Genomic DNA, 26,294 nt, shown 5'->3' with positions numbered 1-26,294 from the left:
GATCGCGTCTCGCCATGGCTGATCTTATTCCTTTGCTGATGGCACAAGCGAGGAACACAAACTACTTACATAATCTTTATAGATGCTTGGAGCATGGCCGTGAGTCTCATGGTTGACGAAATGCAACGCGCTAGGTGAGGGACTGGCGCTCCACGATGGATGCTGCTGCCGTTCCTCGCATGAGGATCACCGATGCAATCCCTTCGTCCAGGCCCTGACCAGGCCAATCCTTTCCAGGAGCCCGAGACCTCGATCCGCGCCGATCGCCCGCGTCCCCGGTGGCGATGGCCCGGGCCGCTGGGCTGCTTCGCCCTGATCTGGGTGGGCCTGGCCGTGGGAATCCTGGCCACGATCGACGGCAACCTCGGCAAGGAAGATGCCGCGATCTACGGCTTCCCCTTCCCCTACCGAAGTGTGCCCCGCGCGACGGCCCCGCCCGGAAGTCCTCCCGGGTGGTTCTCCCCCGTGACTCTGGCCGCCGATTTGGCCATCATCGCGGCGATGCTCGCCGCGTCGGTCGCCGTCGCGCAACACCTGTCCGACCCCCTCGGCCTGCCCCCCCGCCTCTCGATCGGTTCGTTCTGCGGGGTGGTCGCCGCCGTGGCCCTCATCCTGGCGAGCCTCCGCTTTGCCCTCATCCTGGCCTGGCTGATCCTGACCGCCGGCCTCGTCTTCGGCGCACTCAGCCCCTTCGTCTGGCTGGCCCTCGTCGTCCGAGACGCCGGCCGGCGTTCCGCGGCCACCTCCGATCCAGGGGACACACCGAGTTGAACCCCCGAGACGCCCTCGTCGAGGCGTTCGAGGCCAATAGCGGCCACCGCCTGCCCTCGCCTTGACCGGTCCCTTGCCCCCCCCCTATTTTTTTTCCCTTTGTGACTGCCGCCCCGCATTTTCCCGATGATCTTGTCGAGGCATTTTCCGCCCCCTGGGAAACCTGCTTCACGAATCATGCTTGCGATCAGTATTGCGTGCTTGTGTTTCGCTCATCTCCTGGTTCACCCAATTTCGCAGCTCCTGGAACTTCTTGGTCATTCCCGAAACGAATGGGTTGGTTTGACGTAACTTCCTACCATGCATCGTTCTTCGCAACTGGTTCTCAGCGCACCGAGCCGCGCATGCCCTGCGCACCGACCGGCACCCCCGGCCGATCCGCCCCTGCGTCCTTCGTCGATCCGGCGATGCACTCCCCAGCGACGGCGACCGCTCCGGCTCGCTCCGCATCCCGGCGCCCGATTCCCGAAACGAACGATCATTCGTGTTGGAAGTCCAATCTTCCGAAGGGCTTCCGAGTTTGCCGCCCAGCGCACCAGGCAGCGCACCGGGAGGCGCACCGTCGCCAGCCATCCGGCTCCCCACGTCTCGACCGTTAAATGGCGAGCCACCGACCACCGGCCGTCGATCTTCCAGCTCGGCCCTCCCGCCTCGATTCCCGAAACGGATGGTCGAATTGGGCGTAAGTCTCTGTTCGACAAAGATCTCCGCGATCATCTCTCAGCGCACCAAAGGGCGCACGGGACCGCGCACCGGAGGGCGCACCCGACCACGCTCTCGGGAGATCGGGGCGTGATTCCTGGGTTTGATCTCGCTCGGCGATCGGTTGCCCGAGGAGGCGAAACGGCTCCGGTGGAAGACACGAGAGAACCCGAGGTTCGAGGCCGTCTCCTCGTGGTGTTCCTCGACTGGGAATTTCCGAATCAAAGGGGTCGCTCCCCGGCGGGATTTCCCGTTATACTTGTTGCCGACAGTGTTCCGGGAATCGTGCGGGCAGGGATGCGCCCCGGATGTCTTCGCCGTCCGACCCTCGCTTTGATCGCGACAGGTCCAGCTTCCATGATCGGCCAGCGGCTTGGCTCGTTTCAGCTTGAGAGCAAAATAGGTGCCGGGGCGATGGGAGAGGTCTTCAAGGCCACCCGTCACCTCAAGGATGGTCGCACGCGCACCGCGGCGGTGAAGATCATTTCGGCCGAGTATCTTGCTCGCGACAATGCCCTGAAGCGGTTCCAGCGCGAGTCGGAGCTGCTGGCCCAGTTGCGCCACCCGAACATTGTCCGCTACTACGCCCACGGCAAGGCCCAGGGCATCTATTACTACGCGATGGAGTTCGTCGAGGGGGAACCGCTCGACTCGGTCATTGAACGTCGCGGATTCCTGCCCTGGGACGAGGTGGTCGAGCTGGGGATTCAACTCTGCCAGGCCCTTCAGTTCGCCCACGAGCATCAGGTGGTTCACCGCGACCTGAAGCCCTCGAACCTCATGCTGACGAAGGACGGCCAGATCAAGCTGACCGACTTCGGGATCGCCAAGGATCTCGACGCCACGACCGACCTGACCAAGACCGGCCGCACCCTTGGCACCGTTGCCTACATGGCCCCTGAGCAGATCCACGGCAAAATCCCGATCAGCCACTGGACCGACCTTTACGCCCTCGGCTGCCTGCTCTATCAGATGCTCACGGGGCAGACACCGTTTGCCGGCAGCTCTCCCGTCATCTTGATGCAGGCCCATCTGAACACCCCGCCCCCCCGGCCGAGCGAGAAAAACCCGGACATCCCCCGGGCCCTCGACGATCTGGTCGTCCGCCTGATGTCCAAGACTCCCAGCGATCGGGCCTGGGACGCCGCGCAGGTGGCCTATCAGCTCGAAGAACTTCGGGAACGGCACCGCCGCGGCGATCGGGTGGAGATGGTCTTCGATCGGGCCCGAGCCAAGGTAGCCGACGAGGGCGGAACCGTTTTGCTCTCGCGGAACGGCGACTCCTCGGCGCCCGCCGGCACCGAGTCCCGCCCTCGGAAACCGTCGAAAACCCGGTCCAAGGCCAAGACCAAGACCAAGGCCCGAGCCGCCGCCGACGACCTGGACCCGGACGCTCGACGACGCCGGATGCTCGAAACCGCCGGGCTGGCCCTCGCCCTGGTCGCCCTGATCGGCCTGGTCACCTACTTGATGTGGCCGCCGAGCATGGAGACCCTCTACGCCCGGGCCGAAACCCTGATGCAGTCCGACAGTCGGCCCGACTGGAAACGCGCCTTCAGCGAGGCGGTCGAACCGATCGAGCGGCGCTTCCCCGACCACCCCTACGGCGAGCAGTTTGCCGAATGGCGCGACCGGATCGCCCTGGACGAGGCCGAGGGCCGCGCTGTGCAGCTCGCCAGCCCGACCCCCCTGGGCCGTCCCCGCTCCGATCGCCCGGTCGAGGCCCTGTACAAGACGGTCCTGTCGGAGATCGTTCCGTTTGAACGACTGGAACAGCATGCGATGATCGCGGCGCAGTGGCAGCGGTTTACCCAGGAACTCGCTCGCCGCAACGACCCCGAAGAACGGGGCTGGCTCTTGCTCGGCCAGCAGCGCTGGCAAGAGCAAGTGGACGCGCTGCGCGAGCAGAAACAAATCGCTTTCAACTTGTATCAGCAGGCCCTCATTAACGAGCGCAATGAGCTGTTCGAACCTGCTCGCGCTCAGCTTCATCAATTGATCACATCGTATACGACGCCGGCCCAGGGGGACCGCGAGTTCCTCCAGCTCATCGCCAATGCCCAGGCGGTGCTCGACCGCATGGATGATGAGCAGCCAAGTGCCGACGCTTCGGTCCCCTCCCCTGCTCCCTCCGAGCCCCCGAGCGATCCGGAATCTCGTCCTGAGCCGGAGCCGGAGGCACCTGATTTGCCCATCTCGCCCGATGCTCCGGACCCCACGCGGGAGGGCCGCGACCCTGATCGAGATCAGGGGGACGAGCCTTCAAGCGTTCCCGGGGTTCGGCCTTGAAATGATCAATTTCCGAGAAAGTCTCTAAACTTCGTCCCAGACTCAATTGACGGGTCGGGGGGCGTTCGATACGATTCAACTCGCATATCGCGAGGTCGAAGGAGCGTCCAATCCGCTCTTACCGGACGTTCCGCCCCTGGCCTTCTCTTGGCCACACTACGGCAACAGAGGAAGACATGCCCCAATCCCGCGTTCGTTTCATCGGCAGCCGCGAGCTGCACCGAGACCTGCCGAAGGTCCTCGAATCGCTCGAAGACAACGACAGCCGCTACGTCCTGACGATCCACAGCAAGCCCAAGGCGGTCATCATCGGAGCTGAGGCGTTCCTCGAACTGCTCCGCTGCCAGACCCCTTCGGATCGCCTGCTCGCGCTGCAGCTGGGCGCCCTGGTTCAAGGACTCGGCAAGGGAGACTCGGACGACGAGACGCCCGAGGGTGCGACGGTGGTCGAGCAGGAGGCCGAACTGGTTTCCGTCTGATCACGCCGCGTGCAATTCCGGTCGACCCGTGGCGTGGCTTCGGCCACGCCCGGCCCGACCGCGATGCCTTGCGGGACCGCCGATCGCCTGGCCGGCCTCGCAAATGGGAGTGCTTGCCCGGCTCCCGTTCCCTCCGCTGGCCTTCCAAGGCCGAACGCCCTGGCTTGAACAACCTGCCGCACGAGGCCCGTCTCCCCTCGCCACCGGATCGCCTTCCCAAACCCCTGCGATCCTTCCTCACCGCGACGATCCGAACGCTGCTTCAAGAGCTGACCGAAGCTGACCGCGATCCCGAGCCGATACCGGGTACGATGGAACTGGACGGGCGTGCGTGCGACACGTCCGTGCGCCTGGCCGGATCCCGGATTTTTCGGTACACTCTTGTGTGTTCGTCGGTACAGTGGTTCGCGTGCCAACGAGACGCCGATCGGTCCGTTGCCCTCCTTCCGCCCGAGCCGAGCGACCGCCCGTCCGGCCCCCCGACGTTCGAGACCGCGATCCGCCCGAGGAGAGCGAGATGCCCAGCGCCCCGCCCTTCGTCCACCTGCACTGCCACAGCCACTACAGCCTGCTCGACGGCGGTTCTCGACTGCCCGAGCTGACCCGACGGGCCAAGGCCTTGGGGATGGAGTCGCTGGCCCTGACCGACCACGGCAACCTGTACGGGGCCGTCGAGTTCCTCCGCGAGTCGAAGGCTGCCGGCATCAAGCCGATTGTCGGCATGGAGGCGTATGTCGCCCCCCGCCACCGGACCGACCGCAGCGCCGGCGGGGTCCAGAAGAAGAAGCACTACTTCCACCTGACCTTGCTCGCCCGCACCGGCGAGGGGTTCCGCAACCTGATCCGCCTCTCGTCGCTGGCCTTCCTCGAAGGGTACTACTACAAACCCCGGATCGACCACGAGATCCTCGAACGCCACGCCGAGGGAATCACCTGCCTGACCGGCTGCGTCTCCTCCGAGTACTCCGACCTGATCCTCAACGACCGGGTCGAGGAGGCTGAGAAGCTCGTCGCCTGGTATCAACGGATCTTCGGACCTGAACACGTTTTCGTCGAGATCCAGAACAACGGCTACCACGTTCAGGCCGAGCACCTGGATCGCTCGCTCGACTTCGCCCGCCGTCGGGGCTTCCCGCTGGTGGCGACGAGTGACGCCCACTACCTGACCCGAGAGGACGCCGAGTCGCACGACGTCCTGCTCTGCGTCAGCTCGGGCAAGACCTTCGACGACCCGACCCGCCTGAAGTTCGACTCGCAGGAGTACTTCGTCCGCTCCCCCGAGGAGATGAGCGCGGCCATGCCGGGTCTGGACGAGGCGCTGACCCTGACGCACCGGATCGCCGAGTCGGTCGAGCCGAACTACGAGAGCTTCGGCCTCGGCAAGCGCTGCTTTCCCGCCTTCGACCCGCCGGCAGGCAAGACGCCGGACGAGTACCTCCGCGAGGTCTGCGAGGAAGGGCTCCGCGAGCGCTTCGGCGACCCGATCCCCCCCGAGGCACAGGAACGGCTCGACCACGAGCTGGGGATCATCGCCCGGATGGGCTTCTCGGCCTACTTCCTCATCGTCTGGGACTTCGTGCGCTACGCCCACGAACAGGGAATTCCGACCACCGCCCGAGGCTCGGCCTGCGGGGCGTTGGTGGCGTATGCCCTGAAGCTCAGTCATGTCGATCCCTTGACGTATGACCTGCTGTTCGAGCGGTTCCTCGACCCGAACCGATCGGAAGCGCCTGATATCGACATCGACCTCTGCCAGGAGCGGCGCTATGAGGTCATCGAGTACGTCCGCAAGAAGTACGGCGGCGACAACGTCGCGCAGATCGGCACCTTCGGCACGTTGAAGGCCAAGGCGGCGATGACCGACGTGGGCCGAGCGCTCGGGATTCCGCTGGCGAAGGTCGAGACGGTCAAGAAGCTGGTGCCGAACGTCCTGAACATCACGCTCGACGAGGCCCTCAAGAAGGAGCCCGCCCTTCGGGCCGAGGCCGACCGCGACCCCGATATCGGCCGGATGATCGAGTTCTCCCGGCGGCTCGAAGGCACGGTCCGCAACGTCGGTACGCACGCCGCGGGCGTGGTCATCGCCGACCGCCCCCTGCGCGACCTCTGCCCCTTGCAGAAGATCCCGAACAAGGACAAGAGCAAGGAGGTCGTCTCGACCCAGTGGGACATGGGGGACGTCGAGAAGGCGGGGCTCTTGAAGGTCGACTTCCTCGGCCTGCGGAACCTGACGAGCCTGGCCGCCGCCGTGAAGATGATCAACGAGCGGCACCCGGACAACCCGGTCGATCTCGACGCCCTGCCGCTGGACGACCCCGAGACGTTTGCCCTCTTGCAGCGAGGGGAGACGAAGGGGGTCTTCCAGCTCGAATCGGCTGGCATTCGCGACCTGCTCATCAAGATGAAGCCCGACCGCTTCGCCGACATCATCGCCACGAACGCCCTCTATCGTCCCGGCCCGCTCAACGGCGGCATGGTCGATAGCTACGTCAACCGCAAGCACGGCCGGGAAGCGGCCGACTATCCGCACCCGGTCATGAAGGACGTCCTGGAAGAGACCTACGGGATCATGGTCTACCAGGAACAGGTCATGCGGATCTTGAACAGGCTGGGCGGGATTGAACTGAGCAAAGCATACGCAACTATCAAAGCGATCTCGAAGAAGAAGACCGACGTGATTGCGGCCGGCCGCGAGGCGTTCATGCTCGGCGCGGTCGAGCGGGGGCTCGACAAGGCAAAAGCCAAGGAAATCTTTGATCTGATCGAGTTCTTCGGCGGCTACGGCTTCAACAAGAGCCACTCGACCGCCTATGCCCTCGTCGCCTATCAGACCGCCTACCTGAAGACGCACTACCCGACCGAGTACATGGCCGCCGTGCTCACCTCCGAGATGGACGGTTCGGAGCGGGAAAAGTTCTTTGTGGAGCATATCGACGACTGTCGGCGCATGGGCCTGGCCGTCCTGCCGCCGAACGTCAACGAAGGGGTTGTCGGCTTCCGCCCGGCCGATCAGGAGAAGACGATTCACTTCGGCCTCGGGTCGATCAAGGGGGTTGGCTTCAAGGCGGTCGAGACGATTGTCGAGGCCCGTACGACCGGAGGCCCGTTCACCAGCCTCGATGACTTCTGCGAGCGCGTGCCGTCGAAGGAGGTCGGCCAGGGGGTGACGGAAACCCTCATCAAGGCCGGGGCGTTCGATACGCTGGGCGCTCGTCGGAGCCAACTCCTTGCTGTGCTCCCTCGGGCCGTTCAGGGGGGGCAGGCCCGGCAGGAGGACCGCAAGCGAGGGCAAAAGAGCCTGTTCGACGCCTTCGATGCGGCCGTGGCCGTGGCCGAGCCGGAGACGATCGTCACCAGCCTGCCCGATGTTCCCGAGATGTCCGACGCCGAGCGGCTGGCCGAGGAAAAGAAGGTGCTGGGCTTTTATATGTCGAGCCATCCCCTGGCGCGGCATGAGGCCCTGATCGAGGCCTTCCGCACCCACACCGTTTCGCAACTGAGCGAGCTGCCGGACAAGGTTGAGGTGGTCCTCGGTGGCATCCTGGCCGGGGTGAAGGTCCGGAACGTGCAAAAGAGCCGATCGGGCCTGACGCGGATGGCCAAGCTCTCGGTCGAGGATCTGACCGGCTCGACCCCGGCAATGCTCTGGCCCGAGGAGTTCGCCAAGCAGCAGGATCTGGTTCGCGACGACCTGATCTGCTTCGTCCGAGGCCAGCTCAGCCGCCAGCGCGAGCCGGCCGAGCTGATCGTCAGCCGGATCATCCCCATCGAGCGGGCCGGGGCCGAGCTGTGCCGGGGCCTGGTCGTTCGCCTGAACAAGGGGGCGCACGGCGCACAGGAACTCGACCGATTGGGCCGGGTGCTCGGGCAGTATCAGGGGAACCTGGAGGTCTACTTCGAGGTCTTCGGTCTGCCGAACGCCCACCGGGCCATCTTCCGCGCCGGGGCGTCGTGGCGAGTCCGGCATGATGATGCGTTGATCGCCGCGTTGGAGTCGACCGTCGGGGCCGGGAATGTCTTTTTGCTCGGCCACCGAGGGGCAGCGGCACCGCCCTCGATGGGTTAAGGGTCGAGAGGGGGTTGCGGTGATGCTTCCTCGTTCGGCCTTTGCCGAGTGAGAATAAAGACGGCGTAGACGGAGCCAGGCTCTTGAGCGTCGCAGGGATCCCCCTCACCCGGCCTTGCGGCCACCCTCTTCCCCGTCGCGGGGGAGAGGGTTGAATTGGCCGTTGCCACCCGCTCCCCCGCGAACGGGGAACGAGTTGGGAGAGGGAGAGGTCAGGGTCGCGCGGACGGTCGGGATGCCGCTCGCGCCCTTTGATCGACGAGAGGGGGGCTTACTTGCTCTTGATGAGCTTCTTGGCGTCGTGGAGGGTGCGGCGGACCCATCGGCTCATCTTCTCGGCGGGCATGAGGACCTTGCCTTTGAGGACCTCATTGGGGCGGGCCTTGAAGATGGTGGAGTGGATGGTGCCGTCCCAGCCTTCGGGGGCCTGCTCGGTGTAGTAGTAGCCGGCGAACGACTTGCGGGTGTTCCCCGGAGGACACTTGACCGCGGTGACGCCGTGATAGCTGATCGGGCTGGTGGCGAAGATCACGCAGCGGTTGAAGATCGGCGAGAAGGAGTGGTGGCAGACCTTGACCCGCTTGTCCCAGAGCTCGACGTTGCCGCCCCACTCGGGCTTCCAGTCCTTGTTGAAGTAGACGAGGATGTTCAGACGGCGGTGGAGCTTTCGGTCGGGGATGTAGTTGAAGTCGACGTGGACGTCGAGGTGCCCCTGGGGGCCGGTCTGGTGCATCCCGCCGCCGATGAGCTTCGGGTCGTCGAGCAGGTCGGGGATCTCGAAGATGTAGGAGAGGTCGTCGCGGAACTCGGGAGAGGCGAGCAGACGGTTCAGCTCGGCGATCGGCTCGGGGAACTTCGAGGAGTCGGTGAGCTGGACCTTGCCGCGCTCGTTCAGGGCGGCGAACTCGCGGCCCATCGAGGCGGCTTGTTCGAACGTCGGGAAGGCGGCGAGCACCCGATTGGCGAAGTCTTCCTCAAGAAAGCCATCGATGCAGAGGCTCGGGAAGGGGGTCGCGTTGCGGACGCGATCGCGGAGGGCGTCGCGGTCGAACGGCTTGATGCTCATGGATGTGATGGCTCGTGGTGCCAAAGGTCGAGGATGAGTTGAGTCGGGAATGGATAGGGGGAGGGACCGATCTCCCGCATCCTCCGATGATCAGGGATACGGAGCCGCCCCGCCATTGGTGACGGCCGTCCGTAAGCCTAATTCGCGGTGTCGGCGGTTGTCAAAGCGATTCAACAACCTCCCGGGAAGAACCGTACAGCGGTTCTGAAGAACCCATGCCGATGGAACACGACATCAAAGAGACCGGGGGCTGATTCTCCTGGATCATTTTCGGTAAGATGGGCGATCCGCGGAAGCACCATTGCGTGAAACCTCGTTGAGGGAGTGGCCCATGCCGGTGTCTGTGTTCGCGTCGAGTCCCCTCCGGTCGATGGGGGCGGGGTGGTTGGCCGCGCTTGGGTTCGTCCTTTGCGGGGCCGATCCGGTGGGGGCGAACGGGCCGGAGCCGATTCAACTGGCCGATTCGCCGGCGCTCTCTCCGGATGGCTCGACGCTGGTCTTCTCCTGGGCGGGGGATCTCTGGACCGTCTCGACCGAAGGAGGGACCGCCCGTCGCCTGACCTTCCATCCCGGCCGCGATACCGACCCGGCCTTCGCTCCCGATGGTGCGACGATTGCCTTTGTTTCCGATCGAGAAGACGGTCGGCAGGTCTACCGGATGCCCGCCTCGGGGGGCGTGCCGGTGCCGTTGACGGCTCATAGCGAAGGCTATGGTCTGGAAGGGTGGTCGCCCGACGGTCGGCAACTGCTGGTCAACGCCTCGCGCGACCACTTCTGGAGGCACGCCGAACGCTTCTTTCTGATCGACGCCGAGGAGCGATCGGCCGAGCATCCGGTGTTCGACGCCTATGGCTCCGAGGGCTCGCTGTCGCCCGACGGATCGACGTTGCTGTTCGTTCGGGAAGGGGTGGCCTGGTGGCGCAAGGGGTATCGCGGATCCCAGGATGCCCAGATCTGGAGCTATGATCGGGAGTCGGGTGAATTCTCGAAGGTGCTTGATCCCGAAGGAGGGGCCCGCTGGCCGCTCTGGAAGCCCGACGGCGAGGGGTTTTACTACGTGGGCGAGCACAACGGGGCCTTGAACCTGAGGGAACACACGCTCGAATCGGGCGAGGATCGGGCCTTGACGAGCTTCGAGGACGACTCGGTCATCCTTCCGACCCTCTCGGCCGATGGCTCGACCCTGGTCTTCCGGCACCTGTTTGACCTCTACCGGATCGATCCGACCGCCGATCGGCCGAAGCCGACGAAGATCGCCATCGAGCACGAGGCCGCGGCTCTGGTGCCCGAGGCGAGCCGGGTGAACCTCGATCGCGCCTCGGAGGTGGCCTTCTCGCAAGACGGCCTGGAGATCGCCTTCATCGCCGGGGGGGATCTCTGGGTGATGGACACGGTCTTGAAAGAGCCGGTCCAGGTGACGAGCACGCCCGAGGAGGAGCGGTCGCCGGTCTTTGCGCCCGATGGCGAGTCGATCCTGTTCGTGAGCGACACCGAAGGGCAGTGCGACCTCTGGCGGGCGACCCGCGCCGACGCTGAACTGTTCTGGTGGCAAAACACAACGTTCGACCTGGAGCGGCTGACACAGGATGCCGCCGTCGAGTCTCGCCTGGAATGGAGCCCCGAGGGGTCGAAGGTCGCCTTTGTGAAGGGGAACGGCGACCTCTGGATCATGGACGCCGACGGCACGAATCCGAAGCGGATTCTGGAAGGCTGGAATGCCCCTCAGTTCTGCTGGTCGCCCGACGGCCAGTGGATCGCCTTCGCCCGAGATGACGACGAGTTCAACGCCGACGTCTGGATTGTGCCGATCGACGGCTCCCGCGAGCCGTTCAACGTCTCGAAGCACCCGAGCAACGACGGCAACCCCGCCTGGTCGCCCGACGGCACGATCCTGGCCTTCACCGGGAATCGGGGGGTGGATGGCGAGGTGGACATTCATTTCGTCTTCCTCCGCCGCGAGGACGACGAACTGGGCCGCCGCGACCGGATGATCGAGGAAGCGATCGAGAAGATCCGCAAGGCCCGCAAGGAAAAGGGCAACGGCGGTCGCGACGGCAAGGGGGACACTCCGAACCCCAACGGGGAACCCGACGACGAGGAGGCCGAGGAGAAGGACTCGGACGAAGAGAACGGGGAGAAGGACTCCGACGAATCGGACGAGGACGAGAAGGACGAGATTCCGAAGGTTGTGATCGACTTCGACGACATCCACGAGCGGATTCGCCGCGTTCAGATTCCGAATGCGTCGGAAGGGGGCTTGTTCTGGTCTCCTGATTCGAAGCGGCTGGCCTTCCGGGCGAACATCGACGGTCAGTCGGGGACGTACACCATCGAGCCGACGGGAGACCTCGCTCCCAAGCGATTGTCAAGTGAAACGCTCGGCGATGCTCGATGGTTGAAACAAGGGGATCAGATCGTCGGTAACCTGGAAGGAGTGCCGACGAGCATCTCGGGCTCGGGCAACTCGGTGTCGAAATACCCCTTCACGGCCCTTCAGGAGATCGACCGCGCGGCCAAGTACGGCGCGGCTTTCGACATGGCCTGGCGGACGATGCGCGACCGCTGGTACGACGAAAACCTGAACAACCGCAACTGGGATGCGATCCGCCGAAAATACGCCGACCTGGCGGCGTCGAGCGTGGATCGGTCGATGTTCGCCGAGGTCGTTCGCCTGATGCTTGGCGAACTGAACGGCTCGCACCTGGGCTTCTCGCCGAGGGGCAACGATACGATCGAGCCGGTTCGAGGAGACTGGAGCATCTCGACCGCCCACCTGGGCGTGCGGTTCGATCCCGAGCACCAGGGGCCGGGCCTGAAGGTCCGAGACGTTTTGCCGGGAGGACCAGCCGATCAGACCCGATCGACGATCGAGCCGGGAGAGATCATCCTGGCCATCGACGGCGAGACGGTTGATCCCGACATGGACCTGACCAAGATCCTTAACGGCCCCCTGGCCCGAGACATCACGCTGACGGTTCAGAACGACGAGGGGGAAGAACGCTCGGTGACCTTGCGGCCGATCTCCTTCGGCGCGGCCCGATCGTTGCTCTACGACGCCTGGGTGAAGGGGAACCGTAAGGCGGTGGAGGAGGCCAGCGACGGGACGCTCGGCTACCTGCATATCCGGGCGATGAACGGGGCGAGCTTCTCGAAGTTCCAGGAAGAGCTGTACTCGGCCGCCGCGGGCAAGGAAGGGCTGGTCATCGACGTTCGCGAGAACGGCGGTGGTTCGACGGCCGACCTGTTGCTCACGAGCCTCACGCAGCCGTTTCACGCGATCACCGTTCCCCGAGGGGGGAACCCCGGTTATCCGCAGGACCGCAAGGTGTTCGCTTCGTGGTCCCGGCCGATCGTTGTGCTTTGCAATCAGAACAGTTTCAGCAATGCCGAGATCTTCAGCCACGCCATCAAGACGCTCGGCCGGGGGCCTCTGGTCGGCGTGCCGACGGCCGGAGGAGTGATTAGCACGGGGGCGACCTCGATCATGGACCTTGGCACCTTGCGGTTGCCCTTCCGAGGCTGGTACGTGGCCGGGACCGGCGAGGACATGGAACTCAATGGGGCGGTGCCCGACGTGATTGTCTGGCCCGAGCCCGGCGAATGGCCCCGAGGCGACGACCGCCAGCTTGCCGAGGCGATCGAACGACTCAAGCAAGATGTCTCGGAAGCGAAGAACCAGCCGCAGCCCGCGCTGCGCAAGGCGAGCGAGCGCTGAGTGCTTGCGTCTCGGTACGACCCTCGTTCGGCTGACTTCAGTCTTTCCCTTTCGTTTTCGGTTTGACAGATTCTCAGGTTCGCTGCTCCCTTCCTTTACGAGAAAGGTTCTCACGTCGATGACTCGGAATTACGGTCCCCCCCTGCTCCGCCTGCTGTCTCTGGGGCTGCTGGTCGCGGCGGTGTCTCCCGCGGTTGGGCAGGACGATGCCTTGCCCAAGGCTGAGGAGATTCTGGCCAAAGCGATCGAGGCGACCGGCGGCGAGGCGGCCTACAAGGCACTCAGCACCCGCAAGGTTACCGGTACGATCGAATTCGTCGGCGCGGGGTTGAAGGGTAAGCTGATTCTTGAACAAGAAGCTCCAAACAAGATGAAGACCTCCCTGGAGCTGGAAAACGTCGGCACGTTTTTGCAAGGAACCGACGGCACCATTGCCTACGAGATCAACCCCGTCAGCGGTGAGCGGGTGCTGGAAGGCCCCGAGAAAGCCGCCTTCCTGCGCGAGGCGGCCTTCTACTCCGACGTGGAATGGCGAAACTACTACGATCAGGCCGAAACCAAGGAGGTCATGGAGGTCGATGGGACCCCGTGCTACGTGGTGGCCATGACCCCGAAGGAAGGGCGTGTCGAAACCCGCTTTTACGCCGTCGATTCCGGGCTGCTGGTCAAATCGCGCCGGATTGTTGAATCGCCGATGGGTGAGATCCCGGTCGAATCGATCGTGAGCGATTATCAGGAAGTCGATGGCCTGAAGATCCCGTTCGTCAGCACGGAGGTGCTGCTCGGCCAGGAGGTCAAGACCACGATCCAGTCGGTTGAGCATGGCGTCTCGTTCCCCGAGGGAACCTTTGCCATTCCCGAGGCGATCAAGGAACGCGCGGGAGCCCGCTGATCAACGCGCGATGAGCCCGACAGGTCTGGGCCAAGACACTCCCACAAACGGCCGGGGAACCAATGGGTTCCTTGGCCGTTTGTGAGTTCTGGGGGCGCGGTGGTGCTCGGATCGATTCAGAAACGGCGAGCGGGTGGGTTCGCCCGGCGCGGCATTTGCGTTCTGAGTCTCTCGGACTTCCCGGGTGATCGAGCACGAGAGAGCCTTCCCTCTGCCCGGGACCGTCTTCGGTCCGAGGCAGGAGTGTTGTCCCATGACCTTTCGAGAATCGTTGGAGGAGCATCTCCGCGCGATTAAGATGCGGGATCTGCCCGCCCTGATGGCCACGCTCCCGGAAGGAGAGCTGACCTTGATTCGGCCCGATGGCCAACGGCTGCGCTCGGTCGACGAGTTCGTCGCCCTGTACCGCGATTGGTTCGCGTCGCCGTCATGGACCATCGAGACGCGACTCGAAGAACTGACCGAGTGCGATGCCCTGGGCCTGGCGGTGGTCCATGTCACCTACCGCGATGAGCCGCCCGACGGCGATCGGTGGGTGCAGCGAGCCTATTACACCTTCGCCTTCGCCCGACAGGGACAGCGGTGGGTCTTGATCCACGACCAGGCGACCCCCATCCAGCCCATGAAGTAAGGTGCTCCGACGAGCCTGGGAGCGGGATCATCGGCCGTGCTCTTCGGTCGGCTGCTCTGGACGATTCGAGGGGCAAGGGGGCAAGATAGGGTCTTCGTTCCGTCTCGTGATTTCCCGACGCCCGGCAACCGATGCTCGCCTGCGTCCGCTCCGCAGGGCGACCTCGGAACCCGGTTCCGGCACCCCAGAGCACGACCCGAGATGCACCCGAGACTCGCCCCCCTGTTCGCGATGGCCACTCTGGCCCTCGTCGCGTCGGTTCCGAACCTGAGTGTGGCTCAGGACGAACCCAGGACACCGCAGATTCCCGACCTGAAGGTCGAGACGTACACCTTGCCCAACGGCCTGGAGGTGATCCTTCACGAGGATCATACGACCCCCGTCGTTGCCGTGAACATCTGGTACAAGGTTGGTTCGAAGAACGAGGCCGAAGGCCGCACCGGCTTCGCCCACCTGTTCGAGCACCTGATGTTCCAGGGCTCTGAGAACCATAACAACGAGTACTTCGCCCCGCTCGAACCGCTCGGCGCCCGGATCAACGGGAGCACGACGACCGACCGCACGAACTACTTCGAGACGGTTCCGAGCAATGCCCTGGAACTGGCCCTCTGGCTCGAAGCCGACCGCATGGGCTTCCTGCTGCCGGCCCTGACCCAGGAATCGCTCGACAACCAGCGCGACGTGGTCAAGAACGAACGGCGGCAGCGGGTCGATAACGTTCCCTACGGGCAGGTTTCCGAGCGGATGCTCGAAGCGCTCTATCCCGAAGGGCACCCGTACCACCACAGCGTCATCGGCTCGATGGAAGACCTGTCGGCCGCCTCGCTGGAGGATGTGAAGAACTTCTTCCGGACCTATTACAACCCGAACAATGCCAGCTTGTGTATCGCCGGCGACTTCGACCCGGCCGAAGCCAAGCGGCTCGTCGAGCTTTACTTCGGCGCCATTCCGAAAGGCCCGGAGGTTGAGCGGACCCCGCATCAGGTTCCCGAGCTTGAGGCTCCGGTCAACCTGGCGATCACCGACCGCGTCTCCTTGCCTCGCATCTATCTGACCTGGCCGACCGTTCCCGAAGGCCACCCGGACGAGGAGGCGCTCGACGTTCTCTCCGCCATCCTCGGTCAGCTTGACAAGGAAAGCCGCCTGGAAAAGGCGTTGATTTATGATGAATCGGTTGCCAGTCAGGTGTTCGCCTACCACAGCACTGGGGCCGTCTCGGGCACGTTCAACGTGATCGCGACCGGCAAGCCCGACGGAGATCTTGACGACCTGGCCACCCGGATTGAGGCCGAGATCGAGCGGCTTCAGCAAGACGGCCCGACCGAGGACGAGGTACTCAAGGCGCAGAACACGACTGAGAGCAGTGTTGTCTTCGGACTTCAGGCGGTCGGAACCCGTGCCGACTTCTTCAACGCCAACAACGTTGCCTTCGGCGATCCGCTCGCCTACCGAAAACAATTGCAGAACCTCTTTGATGTGCGAGCCGACGATGTCCGCCGCGTGGCTCGCGAGTACCTCTCGCCCAACCGCGTCCGGATGGACGTGACCCCCGGCGCTCCGACCGAACGGGCCCCCGAGGTCTTCGTCAACGCCGCTCCGGTCGAGATCGTGCCCGATGATGAGCCGATCGTCGAGGAGCTTGATCGGTCGACCATGCCGACGCTGGGGGACGCTCCCGAGTTCTCGCCGCCTCCCGTCGAACGTCGGACGCTCGACAACGGTCTGGAACTGCTGGTCGTCAACCGCCCCGAGCTGCCGATCCTGACCCTGCAACTGGTTGTCAAGGGAGGGGCCACCCTCGCCCCCGAAGGTCAGGACGGCGTGGCCGAGCTGACGGCGAACCTGCTGACCGAAGGGACCGCGACCCGAGACGCTCAGGAACTGGCCGGTGCGCTGTCGCGCCTCGGGGCGTCGATCAATGCCTCAGCCGGGATGGAGCAGATGACGGTTTCGCTCTCGACCCTGACGAAGCATACCGACGCGGCGCTGGAGCTGTTTGCCGACGTGGTCCTCAATCCCGCCTTCCGCGAAGGTGACCTGGAGCGCCAGCGGGCCTTGCTCCTGTCCAGCCTGCTCCGACGTCGGGACAGTGCCGAGGGGATCGCCTCGCTTGTCTTCCCGAGCTTGCTCTATGGAGACGATCACCCCTACGGCCGCCAGGTGTCGGGAACCCTGCAAACGGTGCCGACCATCTCCCGAGACGACATTGTCGCCTTCCACTCGCGCCTGTTCCGCCCGAATAATGCGGCCTTGATCGTGGTGGGAGACACGACGGCCGATGCCATCATCGAGCGGCTCGGCCAGGCGGCCATCGGCGACTGGGAGGCCGGCGGCGCCCCCTCGCTGACCCTTCCCGAGCCGAAGCCGGCTCCGAAGGATACGCTCTACCTTGTCGACCGGCCCGAGTCGGCGCAATCGGTCCTGGCCGTCGGCCAGATCGGCCTCTCGCGCGATACGCCGGACTACTTCCCGGTCACGTTGATGAATGCCGTGCTCGGAGGCCAGTTCTCCAGTCGGATCAACCTGAACCTGCGAGAGGACAAAGGGTACACCTACGGCGCCCGCACCTCCTTCTCGTTCCGACGAGGCCCCGGCCCCTTCTCGGCCAGTACCTCGGTGCAGACCGCCGTCACGGCCCCTGCCCTGGTCGAGCTGTACAAGGAGTTGACTGAGATCCGAGGCGATCGCCCGGTGACCGAGAAGGAGCTGGCGGACGCCAAGGGCCGGCTGATTCTCGGCTTCCCCGGCGACTTCGAGACGACTGGCGGCGTGGCCTCTCAGGTGATCGACCTGGTCCTCTACAACCTGCCCGACGACTACTTCACGACCTATCAGGACAAGGTCGAAGCCGTCACCCCCGAGCAGGTCCAGCAGGCCGCCCAGGAGCACCTGCACCCCGACCGCATGACCCTGCTGGTCGTCGGCGACCGCAACGCCATCGCTTCCTCGCTGGAAGAGCTTCCCTTTGTTCCCTCGCTCACTCCGCTCGACCCCGACGGAAACCCGGTCGATCCCGCAGCCAGCAACGCGGGTGAGGGGCAGTAACTCATGACCGAAAGGCAGGAGCTTCGGGATGCCTTGCTGATCCCGAAGCTCTTGCTTCGTCGGTTCTGCCGATCGCGTGGCGATCTCCCGAGAGCGGTGGACATGGTGGCCACGCTCAGAGGATGAGCATCGCATCGCCATAACTATAAAAGCGATACCGTTGATAGACTGCCTCGGCATATGCCTTCCGGATCAACTCGACCCCGGCCAGGGCCGAGACAAGGACGAGCAGGCTGCTTTTCGGCAGATGGAAGTTGGTGATGAGCGCATCGACCCCGCGAATGGGGACTCCGGGATGGAGATAGATGTTCGTCTGGCCGGTGTAGGGCCGGAAGGTGCCGGTGTCGCCCACGCAGGTTTCCAGAACCCGCGTGGCCGTGGTGCCGACCGCGACGATCCGATGGCCGGCGGAACGACCCGCGTTGAGCCTTCTGGCCACGGCGGGAGCGAGGGACACCCATTCGGCGTGCAGTTCGTGATCTTCGATGCGGTCGGTCTTGATCGGTCGGAAGGTGCCGGGGCCGACGTGTAGGGTGACATCGGCGATGGAGACTCCAAGGGCTTGCAGCCGATCAAAAATGGCTTCCGTGAAGTGAAGGCCCGCCGTTGGCGCGGCGACTGAACCAGGGGCCGAGGCGTAAACGGTTTGATAGCGCTCGCGGTCCTGGGGGGTGTCCGACTCGCGGTGAATGTAAGGCGGTAGCGGGATGTGGCCGTAGGTTTCGAGCAGATCGAACGTCGGGCGCAGGTCGAGCGCTCGGGCGAGCCAATGACCATCGTCGAGCCGTTCGAGCAGTTGCAGACGCAAGCCGTCGTCGATCAAAATATGCTCGCCGGGTTGAGGACGGCCGCGAGTCTGCGTCATCAGCTCCCAGACGTTCCGGTCGTGCTCGCGCAGGTAGAGCCCCTCCCAGCGCCCCCCCGTGGCCTCGCGACGGCCGATCAATCGCGCGGGCACGACCTTCGAATCGTTCCGAACGAGAAGGTCTCCTTCGCGGAGCAAGTCGGGAAGCTCGGCGAAGACGCGGTGCTCGATCGTGCCCGAGTCTCGGTGGACGATCATCAGGCGCGACTGATCGCGACGGTCGGCCGGGTGCTGAGCGATCAGGTCGTCGGGCAGGTGGAAGTCGAAGTCGTCGGTATGCATGAGTGGTCAGGAAGCTCCGGCCTCAATCTCCTCGAACGTTTGGTTGCCGATTGGATAAGATCGCCAGTCCTTGTAATCAAAATGCCACCATTCGTTTGAGATGACGGCGAACCCCTGGTCCTCCATGACCCGTCGAAGCAGGAGCCGATGCCAACGCTGGCGAGCGGTGCCGCCGAGGTAGTGCGCCCCGCCTCGCTCGGAGAACTCATCGTAGCCGCCAACCATTCCAATCGGCTTGCCCGTGGATCGGTCATAAAGGGTCAGATCGACCGCGCAGCCTCGGTTGTGCTTCGACCCGCTCGCGGGATTGGCGACGAACCCGCGCGACTGCTCGGGGGTCGCGTCGTAGAACATCTTCGTGACGTACCACGGGCGGTAGGCGTCGTGGATCAAAAGCCCGTAACCGAGCGGTTCGAGTGCCTGATGCACCCGCACCAGGGCCTCGGCCGCCGGACGCTGCAAGAACGCCCGAGCCGACGAATAGAACGGCGTGCCGAGGAAGTTGTTGTCGGTCGCGTAGCGAATGTCGAGGAGGATGGTCGGATCGAGGGTGGTCAGGTCAACAAGGTCGGTCTTGCGGAACGGGCCTTCCTCCTTCGGCGGGGAGGCGGCGCGAGCCTCGGGTAAAAGATCGGCAACGGCTCGAATCGGATCGACGCGGAAGGTCGAACCATCCTCCCCATCAATCGGCCGACGCTCAAAGACGACGCTCTCTCCCAGGATGGCGCGTTGGGCCTTGCCGTTGGGATCGCGTTCGAACCGGAGCGTTTCGTCGTGATAAAGACCCGTCGAAGGGAACGCATAGGTGTCACCCTCGATCGGTTCGAGGGGGTAGAGAAAGAACCACTCGATCAACGCGTAGAGCTTCCCTTCGCGTTCGAGGATGTAGAGGATGTTGTGATCCCATCCGTACTCGCCGATCAACCCCATCCAGTCCTCGGGAGCGGGAGCAGGAGGTTCGTTGTCGGGCAGTTTGCGGAAGGTGGTGTCGCCGAGGGTCAGGGTGTCGCCATCTCGGGTGATCGTCTCGCCGTGGGCAAGGATGGGACCGTCGATCACGAGGGTGGCCCCTTCGGCATCGGCCACCGATCGGAGTTCGTGCAGATAACCGCTCCGAGCGGGCATCATGAGCAGGCGATTGCCCTGGTCGAGCAGTTCGATGACGCGGCCGGGTTGATCCTCATCCTGATATCGGCCGCGAAGCTGCCGGGCGAGGCCGTCGGGAAGAGGGGCGGATCGGGGGAACCTGGGCAGCGGTTCCCCGTCCTTCAGGGCAATCAGCGTTTCCAGGGCGAAGTCGGCAATCGTGCCCACGTCCGCGACATCGAGGGATGCGGACACCGCCACGCCGAGTTTTTTCTCAGGCAAGGCGGCCAGTTCGGTGGCGAAGCCGTAGACGGCCCCGCCGTGGCCGATCCGCCGATGCCCCTTCCACTCGCTCACGGCAAAGCCGAGGCCGAAGCGGCCCTTCTCATCGAACTGAGGTTCGAACATTGAGGCAAGTGTTTTGGCTTCGAGAATCGCGCCGGTTTTGGTCTTCCCATCTTGAAAGAGGGTGATGAGGAACCGGCCAAGGTCGGGCATCGAGGCGTACAGACTGCCGGCCGGAGCGTAGCCGAGCGCGAAGCCAGGGGCTTCGAACCGTCGGCCGTCGTAACCCCACATGATCGCCTGGGCAAGCTGGGATTCGATGGCGGGTGTCCGCTCGAAGTCGCTGGACAACATGCCCATCGGTTGTAAGAGATCGGATCGGATCAGGTCGACGAAAGGTTCCCCCGCGATCCGTTCGACGGCCAGACCGACCACGCCGAGTCCGGCGTTCGAGTACTTGGTTTTTGATCCGGGAGCGATCGGCAAGCGTGTTTGGTTCAGGCTGGCAACGGTTTCGGCGAGACTCGGCTCGTCGGGGTCAAAATAGTGGCCGATGGGAGGCTCGCGCACCAGGCCGGCGCGGTGGCTCATGAGGTGGCGAAGGGTGATGGGAGTCTCGAACGGGTTCTCCGGGGTCAGCTCGGGCAAGACCTCGGTGATCGGGGCATCGAGCTCGAGCGAACCGGCCTCGACACACTGCATCGCCGCCAGGTCGGTGAACAGTTTCGAAACGGAGCCGACCCGGTAGATGGTCTCGGCTGTCGCGGGGGTGCCCTGCTCCGGGTCAGCCAGCCCGAAGCCGCGAGCCCAGACAATCTCCTCACCATCGACCAGGGCGATCGACAGGGCGGGAATCCCTTTCTGTTCGATCTCTCGGTCGATGAAGGCTTCGAGCGCCGCGGTTGCCTCGGCCGTCATGGGTGGCTGAGGACCAATGACCTCCTGAGCCGAGGCGGGGGAGATGGCAATCGCGAGGAGCATCACAACGAGGCGCGACATCTTCGACGGCTCCAGGGGCGAAGGGTGCGGAAGCAAAGAGGTCTCGATTATGACGGAAAATGCGATGCGGGGGGAGAGCTTCGGCGGTCCTCTTTGGAGGATCACCCACCGATTTGAGCGGAATCACTCAAGACGACTGGCGCCTGAGCGAAGTACAATCGAGCGTTCCCTTGACGAGTCACTCGCCCGGCTCGCCTGTCCTTTTCATTTGTCGAGGAATGAACCTCCATGCTCCGATCGACCCGACTGGTGTTCGTCCTGGGTGTTCTAGGATTGCCGATCGTCTCCGGCTCCCTGTGGGCGCAGGAGCCGGTTGCCGAGGCCCGTTCTACCGAAGCCGCCGCGGAGCCCAACGCCGTTCGACTGACCGCGGAACAGGCTCGCCTGAACCTCGAATCGTTTGACATCGTTTGGGAAACGATTCGAGACAAGCATTTCGATCCCAACCTCAACGGCGTGGACTGGCCTGCCGTCCGCGAGGAACTCCGGCCCAGGATGGCCGAGGCGAAAACCATGGACGAGGCGAGGGAGACGCTGCAAGACATGGTGAAGCGATTGAACCAATCGCATTTTGGGATCATTTCCCGATCGGTGTACGATGCGATTGATGGCGAGGACGCTCAATCCGGCGGTGATGGTTCGACCGGTCTGCACATCCGGGCCGTCGAGGGGGAAGCGCTGGTTGTCCTGGTCGAACCGGGCTCACCCGCCGAGGCAAGTGGCATCAAGGCCGGTTGGATCGTTGATCAGATTGAAGGGAAGCCGGTCGCCCCGGTCCTTGAAAAGGTGGCCGAGGCGTACCGCGACTCGACCCAGCTCGACCTCTACGCCTCTCGGGTGGTCGAGCGCAGGCTCGATGGGCCGAGCGGGTCGGATCGGACCATCACCTTCCGCGATGGCGAGGGGGAGCAGGTCGAGCGAACGCTCACACTGGCCCGTCCTCGGGGAACGACGGCCCGGTTCGGAAACCTGCCACCGATGACGGTCTACTTCGAAACGCGCCAGGTCGATGAAACCATCCCTTATGTTCACTGGAGTGCGTTCTTTGATCCGGCGTCCCTCATTCCCAGGATCGGCGAGGCGATTACGGGGCAACTCGACGCGCCGGGCCTGATTCTTGACCTGCGCGGGAATCCGGGCGGGATCGGTGCCATGGCCATGGGCATCTGCGGCTGGTTGATTGATGAGTCGGGCCTGAAGCTCGGCACCATGACCACCCGTGACACGAACCTGAACTTCGTCGTATTCCCGAGAGCCGAGACGTTCCAGGGGCCGGTCGCGGTGCTGGTGGACGGCTGCTCGGCCTCGACCTCCGAGATCTTCGCTGGTGGCCTTCAAGACCTTGGTCGGGCCCGGATCTTCGGGACTCGGACAGCCGGGGCGGCCTTGCCGTCAATTGTTGTGAAGCTTCCCAACGGAGACGGCTTTCAGTACGCCTTCGCCAATTATGTGTCCGCCAGCGGAGCAACGCTGGAGGGGATCGGGGTGATCCCTGATGAGGAAGTCTGGCCGTCGCGCGAGGGTTTGCTCTCGGGCGGTGATCCGGTTCTCGATGCGGCCATCGAGTGGATTCGCGTTCAGAACGGTGAATGATGATGAGTTGACGATCAGATCACGGAGTGAGGAGCTTCGTCGTTGTGCGGGGCTCGTTCCTAACGGATCTGAAGAATGCGATGGTGATCGCATTCGGGGTTCCTTGGGGTTAGAATCCGTCTCATTGTCCCGGCCGATGATGGTCCTGGAGCCTCAGTCATGCGTTGCGTTCTCCTGGTGGCGTTGGTTTCAACGTTGTGCCCAGTCCTTCCCTGCCTGGGTCAGGGGGCGGAAGACCCCGCTGGGGCGGAGGCTGATGCACTGGCCGCCGTGCTCGAACCGATTCGGGAGCGTCACGGTTTACCCGCGCTGGCTGGCGCGATCGTCACGACGGAAGGGCCGATCGCCGTGGGAGCGGTCGGCCTGCGGCGAGCAGGAGACGGACCGCCAGTGACCTCCGACGATCGCTTTCATCTCGGATCATGCACCAAGGCGATGACCGCGACCTTGCTCGCCACGTTCGTCGAGGAGGGGGCGATCACCTGGCAAACAACTCTCGCCGAGGCGTTACCTGATCTGATCGAGGTGATCCACCCCGACCTTCGATCGGCCACGCTTGAACAGGTGCTTGCCCACCGCGCCGGTTTCTCGGGTGAAACGGCCGCGCCGGGGCTGTCGTTGGGGGCCATGAAGACCTCGAAGGCCTCCCTGACCGACCAGCGGACCGACTACCTCCGGCGCGTCCTGGCCGAGGCCCCGTCCTCCCCTCCGGGATCGAACTTCGAGTACTCCAACCGGGGTTATCTTGTTGCCGGAGCGATCGCCGAACGACTGGGAGGCGCACCCTGGGAAACCCTGATACGCCGCCGGCTCTTTGAGCCGCTCGGCATGAACTCAAGCGGCTTTGGCCCGATGGCGTCGCCCGGGAAAGTCGATCAGCCCTGGTCGCACCTTGTTCGCAATGGACAGACGATGCCGATTCCTCCTGGACCAGGGTCGGACAATCCCATGGTCATTGGCCCCGCAGGCACTGTTCATGCCTCAATGGCCGACTGGGCTCGCTTCGTCGCCTGTCACTTGCGGGCAGGGGAAGACGGACCTGCGTTGCTTGCTCCCGAAACCTTTGCCGTCCTGCACACTCGACCGACCGAAGGAGACTATGCCTTCGGCTGGGGCTTCCATGACCGTGCCTGGGGAGGCGGCACGGTCTTGACCCATGCCGGGAGCAATACCTTGAACTATGCCGTCGTTTGGATGGCTCCGAACCGCCGCTTTGCCGTCCTGGCCGCCACCAACCAGGCGGGAGAGGCGGGGCCAATAGCCTGTGATGAGGTGAGTTTAGCACTGATTCAGTACTATCTGAAGCATTTTGCCGGGAACGGACCGGGGTCGCGCGAGTGATTCGGTGGGGCGGCCTCCCGATCGGCGAGACGGTTCCTTGCCGGTCGGAGAGACTCAGTCACAACGGATTACTCGGAATCCGGAGTTATGAAGTCCGACGAAGTCGTGCGAGGGCCTTCTTGCAGGCTTCGCGGACGACGGGGTCGGGGTCGTTCTGCCTGAAGGCAAGCGCATCGAGCACGTCCGGATCGGCAATCGCGCGGGCTGCGAGCAGACTCGCCGCGTTGCGAAGCAGGCCGATGCGTTTGGTCCTCGTCATGGCCGAGCCCTGGATCAGGGAAGCGATGGTTGTATCGTCGCTTCGAAGCAACTCAACCAGATCAACGGCAACTCGCCTTGGATCGGCTGTCAACTCAGGGGCGGTGCCGGGGGGAGCCTTGCGGTTCCAGGGGCAGACTTCCTGGCAGATGTCACAGCCGAAAAGCCAGCCGTGGAGCTGGTCGGCGGCGGTGTCGGGGAGGGGGCCACGGTGCTCGATGGTCCAGTAACTGATGCACTTTCGGGCGTCGAGCCGACCGGGGGTCGTCAAGGCGTCGGTCGGGCAAGCGTCGAGGCATCGGGTGCAGGTGCCGCAATGGGTTGATTCGTGGGGAGCGTCGGGTTCGAGTTCCAGATCGGTCAAGAGCGCGCCAAGAACGGTATAACTGCCGAGCTGACGATTGATGAGCATAGTATTCTTTGCGATCCACCCCAGACCCGACAGGCGTGCGAAATCTCGCTCCAGCAGCGGCGCGGTATCGGCGACCGCCCGCGACCGAGATTGAGGAAACGCGGCGTCAATCTGCTCCTTCAATCGTCCCAGGCGTTTCCAGAGGACCTTGTGGTAATCTCTCCCCCTGGCATAGCGGGCGACCTTGCCGGTCCGAGGCGTGGCAGAAGGGTCAGGCTCTCCGGGGTTGTACGACAGGGCGACCATCACGACCGAACGAACGCCTTCCAGGACGGACTCGGGATGCTGTCGAGCTGCGGCGTGAGTTTGCATGTAGGTCATTTCTGCCGCGTTCCCCCCGGCAAGCCAGTCGAGGAACGAGCCGTACCCTGGCGGCGAGACGGCCGGGGCGATGCCGACGAGGTCGAACCTCAGGTCGCTGGCCAGACGCTTCACCTCGGCCGATTGTTGGGCAGGGGGCGCTCCACTCACGGCAAGCGGTCCCGGAAGCGGGAGTGACAGGCCTTGCAGTCCTTCGCCGCGGCCTGAAACGCGGTTGATGCCGCCTCACGATTGATCGTGGAGGGTCGCAATGTGTCCCGCAAGGCCAGGGCGTTCCGTTCGGACCTTGCCAGCAAGGAGAGGAAGACCTCTCCCCTGCCCTTCGACTCGTCCAGCCGAGCCAGTTCGCGGTAATGCTCGACGAGCAGGGTGGCCTCGTGGGCTGGGTCGAGGTCGGGATGATCGTTGGGGACAGTGAACCCGGCGTCGGCCATGAGCTTCAGATGCTCCCAGCGCAGGTCGATCTCGACCATCCCTTCCACCAGATCGGGAACTTCAGCCTGCTCGGGAAGGTCGGCGGCGGTTAGGGTCTTCAGCGCCGTCTCGGAAGGGGGGACGAAGGATGCGATGCTCGCGTAAAGGCCCGTGTAATCGGGCGAGGTTCCGGCACGTTCGAGCCATTGCCGGGCCGTGGCATGGTCCCATCCTTCGGCAACCATGGCGCAGACCGCCGCCGCGGCCGGTCCGCGATGCTTTCCGTGGTGACAGTGAACGTAAATTGTACCCTTTGCGTCCTTCATCACCTTGGCCAGCGCCATCGCGCGATCGAGCGGAATGCCATCGTAGCCCACGGGCAAATGCACATAACGCAAACCGTATTGCCGGGCGAGTGCCAGGTCAGGGCGCGCTCCATCCACACTGACGATCGTTCGCACGCCCAGGTCGGCCAGAGCCTGGAACGCTTCTTCCCCCTCCGGTTGTCCCCCACTCAGCAACTTCGGTGAAAGACGGAACAGGTTTTCGATGCCGGGCGCCTCGATCCGTTCCGGCTCGTCGTTGAAGCCCGGAACGCCACCCGCAACGGTGACCATGACCAGTCCAGGAATGAGCATTCGGTACATGATTGTGGGGCCGATTCGTCGATTGCGTGATCGTTCATGCGCACTATCGAGCATGGCGAACAGGGAACGCCGCTGTCAACCAAGGGAACCCTGCTCGGCCGGAGTCTGGTGATCGCCTCGACCCTTTTGAATCGC

At 64.2% G+C, this 26,294-nt stretch carries 16 protein-coding genes; 11 read left to right on the top strand and 5 right to left on the bottom strand.

The window, feature by feature from the left end; translation table 11 throughout:
- The first annotated feature begins 192 nt into the window (after positions 1 to 192).
- From GA615_RS11175 to dnaE, 4 genes are all read left to right on the top strand, one after another.
- Positions 193 to 771, top strand: a complete 579-nt coding sequence (locus GA615_RS11175) for a hypothetical protein (protein WP_152051371.1) — start codon at positions 193 to 195, stop codon at positions 769 to 771.
- A gap of 1,059 nt (positions 772 to 1,830) precedes the next feature.
- Entirely contained in the window at positions 1,831 to 3,762 is a 1,932-nt protein-coding gene (locus GA615_RS11170; protein WP_161602283.1) for a serine/threonine protein kinase, read from the top strand.
- Positions 3,763 to 3,938: 176 nt separating this feature from the next.
- Positions 3,939 to 4,241: a type II toxin-antitoxin system prevent-host-death family antitoxin gene (locus GA615_RS11165; RefSeq protein ID WP_152051369.1), complete on the top strand. Its 303-nt coding sequence runs from the start codon at positions 3,939 to 3,941 to the stop codon at positions 4,239 to 4,241.
- Between the two features lie 517 nt (positions 4,242 to 4,758).
- A complete protein-coding gene (gene dnaE, locus GA615_RS11160) occupies positions 4,759 to 8,307 on the top strand; it encodes a DNA polymerase III subunit alpha (RefSeq protein WP_152051368.1) in 3,549 nt (1,182 codons plus the stop codon).
- 271 nt (positions 8,308 to 8,578) lie between these two features.
- Here dnaE and GA615_RS11155 read toward each other — a convergent pair whose 3' ends face one another.
- Complete coding sequence (locus GA615_RS11155; RefSeq protein WP_152051367.1) at positions 8,579 to 9,373, bottom strand: 2OG-Fe(II) oxygenase; 795 nt, start codon at positions 9,371 to 9,373, stop codon at positions 8,579 to 8,581.
- A 331-nt stretch (positions 9,374 to 9,704) separates the two neighbouring features.
- On the opposite strand from GA615_RS11155, the gene GA615_RS11150 reads away from it, so the two are divergent.
- The 5 genes from GA615_RS11150 to GA615_RS28430 all read left to right on the top strand — a co-directional run bounded on the left by GA615_RS11150 (position 9,705) and on the right by GA615_RS28430 (position 17,782).
- A complete protein-coding gene (locus GA615_RS11150) occupies positions 9,705 to 13,088 on the top strand; it encodes a S41 family peptidase (protein WP_152051366.1) in 3,384 nt (1,127 codons plus the stop codon).
- 118 nt (positions 13,089 to 13,206) lie between these two features.
- The gene (locus tag GA615_RS11145) at positions 13,207 to 13,980 is read left to right on the top strand and encodes a hypothetical protein (protein ID WP_152051365.1); all 774 of its coding nucleotides are present in this window, start codon (positions 13,207 to 13,209) and stop codon (positions 13,978 to 13,980) included.
- Between the two features lie 253 nt (positions 13,981 to 14,233).
- Positions 14,234 to 14,611: a YybH family protein gene (locus GA615_RS11140; protein WP_152051364.1), complete on the top strand. Its 378-nt coding sequence runs from the start codon at positions 14,234 to 14,236 to the stop codon at positions 14,609 to 14,611.
- A gap of 201 nt (positions 14,612 to 14,812) precedes the next feature.
- Entirely contained in the window at positions 14,813 to 17,656 is a 2,844-nt protein-coding gene (locus GA615_RS11135; protein ID WP_235905336.1) for a M16 family metallopeptidase, read from the top strand.
- A gap of 3 nt (positions 17,657 to 17,659) precedes the next feature.
- Positions 17,660 to 17,782, top strand: a complete 123-nt coding sequence (locus tag GA615_RS28430; RefSeq protein ID WP_261343937.1) for a hypothetical protein — start codon at positions 17,660 to 17,662, stop codon at positions 17,780 to 17,782.
- Here the strand turns inward: GA615_RS28430 and queA are convergent.
- Together queA and GA615_RS11125 are read right to left on the bottom strand one after the other, a co-directional pair.
- A complete protein-coding gene (queA, locus tag GA615_RS11130) occupies positions 17,772 to 18,803 on the bottom strand; it encodes a tRNA preQ1(34) S-adenosylmethionine ribosyltransferase-isomerase QueA (RefSeq protein WP_152051363.1) in 1,032 nt (343 codons plus the stop codon). The genes GA615_RS28430 and queA overlap by 11 nt on opposite strands.
- A gap of 6 nt (positions 18,804 to 18,809) precedes the next feature.
- Positions 18,810 to 21,173: a serine hydrolase gene (locus GA615_RS11125; RefSeq protein ID WP_152051362.1), complete on the bottom strand. Its 2,364-nt coding sequence runs from the start codon at positions 21,171 to 21,173 to the stop codon at positions 18,810 to 18,812.
- 228 nt (positions 21,174 to 21,401) lie between these two features.
- On the opposite strand from GA615_RS11125, the gene GA615_RS11120 reads away from it, so the two are divergent.
- Both GA615_RS11120 and GA615_RS11115 read left to right on the top strand, forming a co-directional pair.
- The gene (locus tag GA615_RS11120) at positions 21,402 to 22,766 is read left to right on the top strand and encodes a S41 family peptidase (protein WP_152051361.1); all 1,365 of its coding nucleotides are present in this window, start codon (positions 21,402 to 21,404) and stop codon (positions 22,764 to 22,766) included.
- A gap of 159 nt (positions 22,767 to 22,925) precedes the next feature.
- Entirely contained in the window at positions 22,926 to 24,107 is a 1,182-nt protein-coding gene (locus GA615_RS11115) for a serine hydrolase domain-containing protein (RefSeq protein ID WP_152051360.1), read from the top strand.
- 85 nt (positions 24,108 to 24,192) lie between these two features.
- Here the strand turns inward: GA615_RS11115 and queG are convergent, their stop codons facing one another.
- Both queG and GA615_RS11105 read right to left on the bottom strand, forming a co-directional pair.
- On the bottom strand, positions 24,193 to 25,248 hold the full coding sequence (queG, locus tag GA615_RS11110; RefSeq protein WP_152051359.1) for a tRNA epoxyqueuosine(34) reductase QueG: 1,056 nt from the start codon (positions 25,246 to 25,248) through the stop codon (positions 24,193 to 24,195).
- The gene (locus tag GA615_RS11105) at positions 25,245 to 26,159 is read right to left on the bottom strand and encodes a phosphatase domain-containing protein (protein ID WP_152051358.1); all 915 of its coding nucleotides are present in this window, start codon (positions 26,157 to 26,159) and stop codon (positions 25,245 to 25,247) included. Before GA615_RS11105 ends, queG begins: the two co-directional genes overlap by 4 nt.
- Positions 26,160 to 26,294 lie beyond the last annotated feature (135 nt).

Source organism: Tautonia marina (assembly GCF_009177065.1).
Taxonomy (GTDB): Bacteria; Planctomycetota; Planctomycetia; order Isosphaerales; family Isosphaeraceae; genus Tautonia; species Tautonia marina.
The sequence above is the reverse complement of the archived record's forward strand: the minus strand, read 5'-3'. Positions and strand labels throughout refer to the sequence as shown.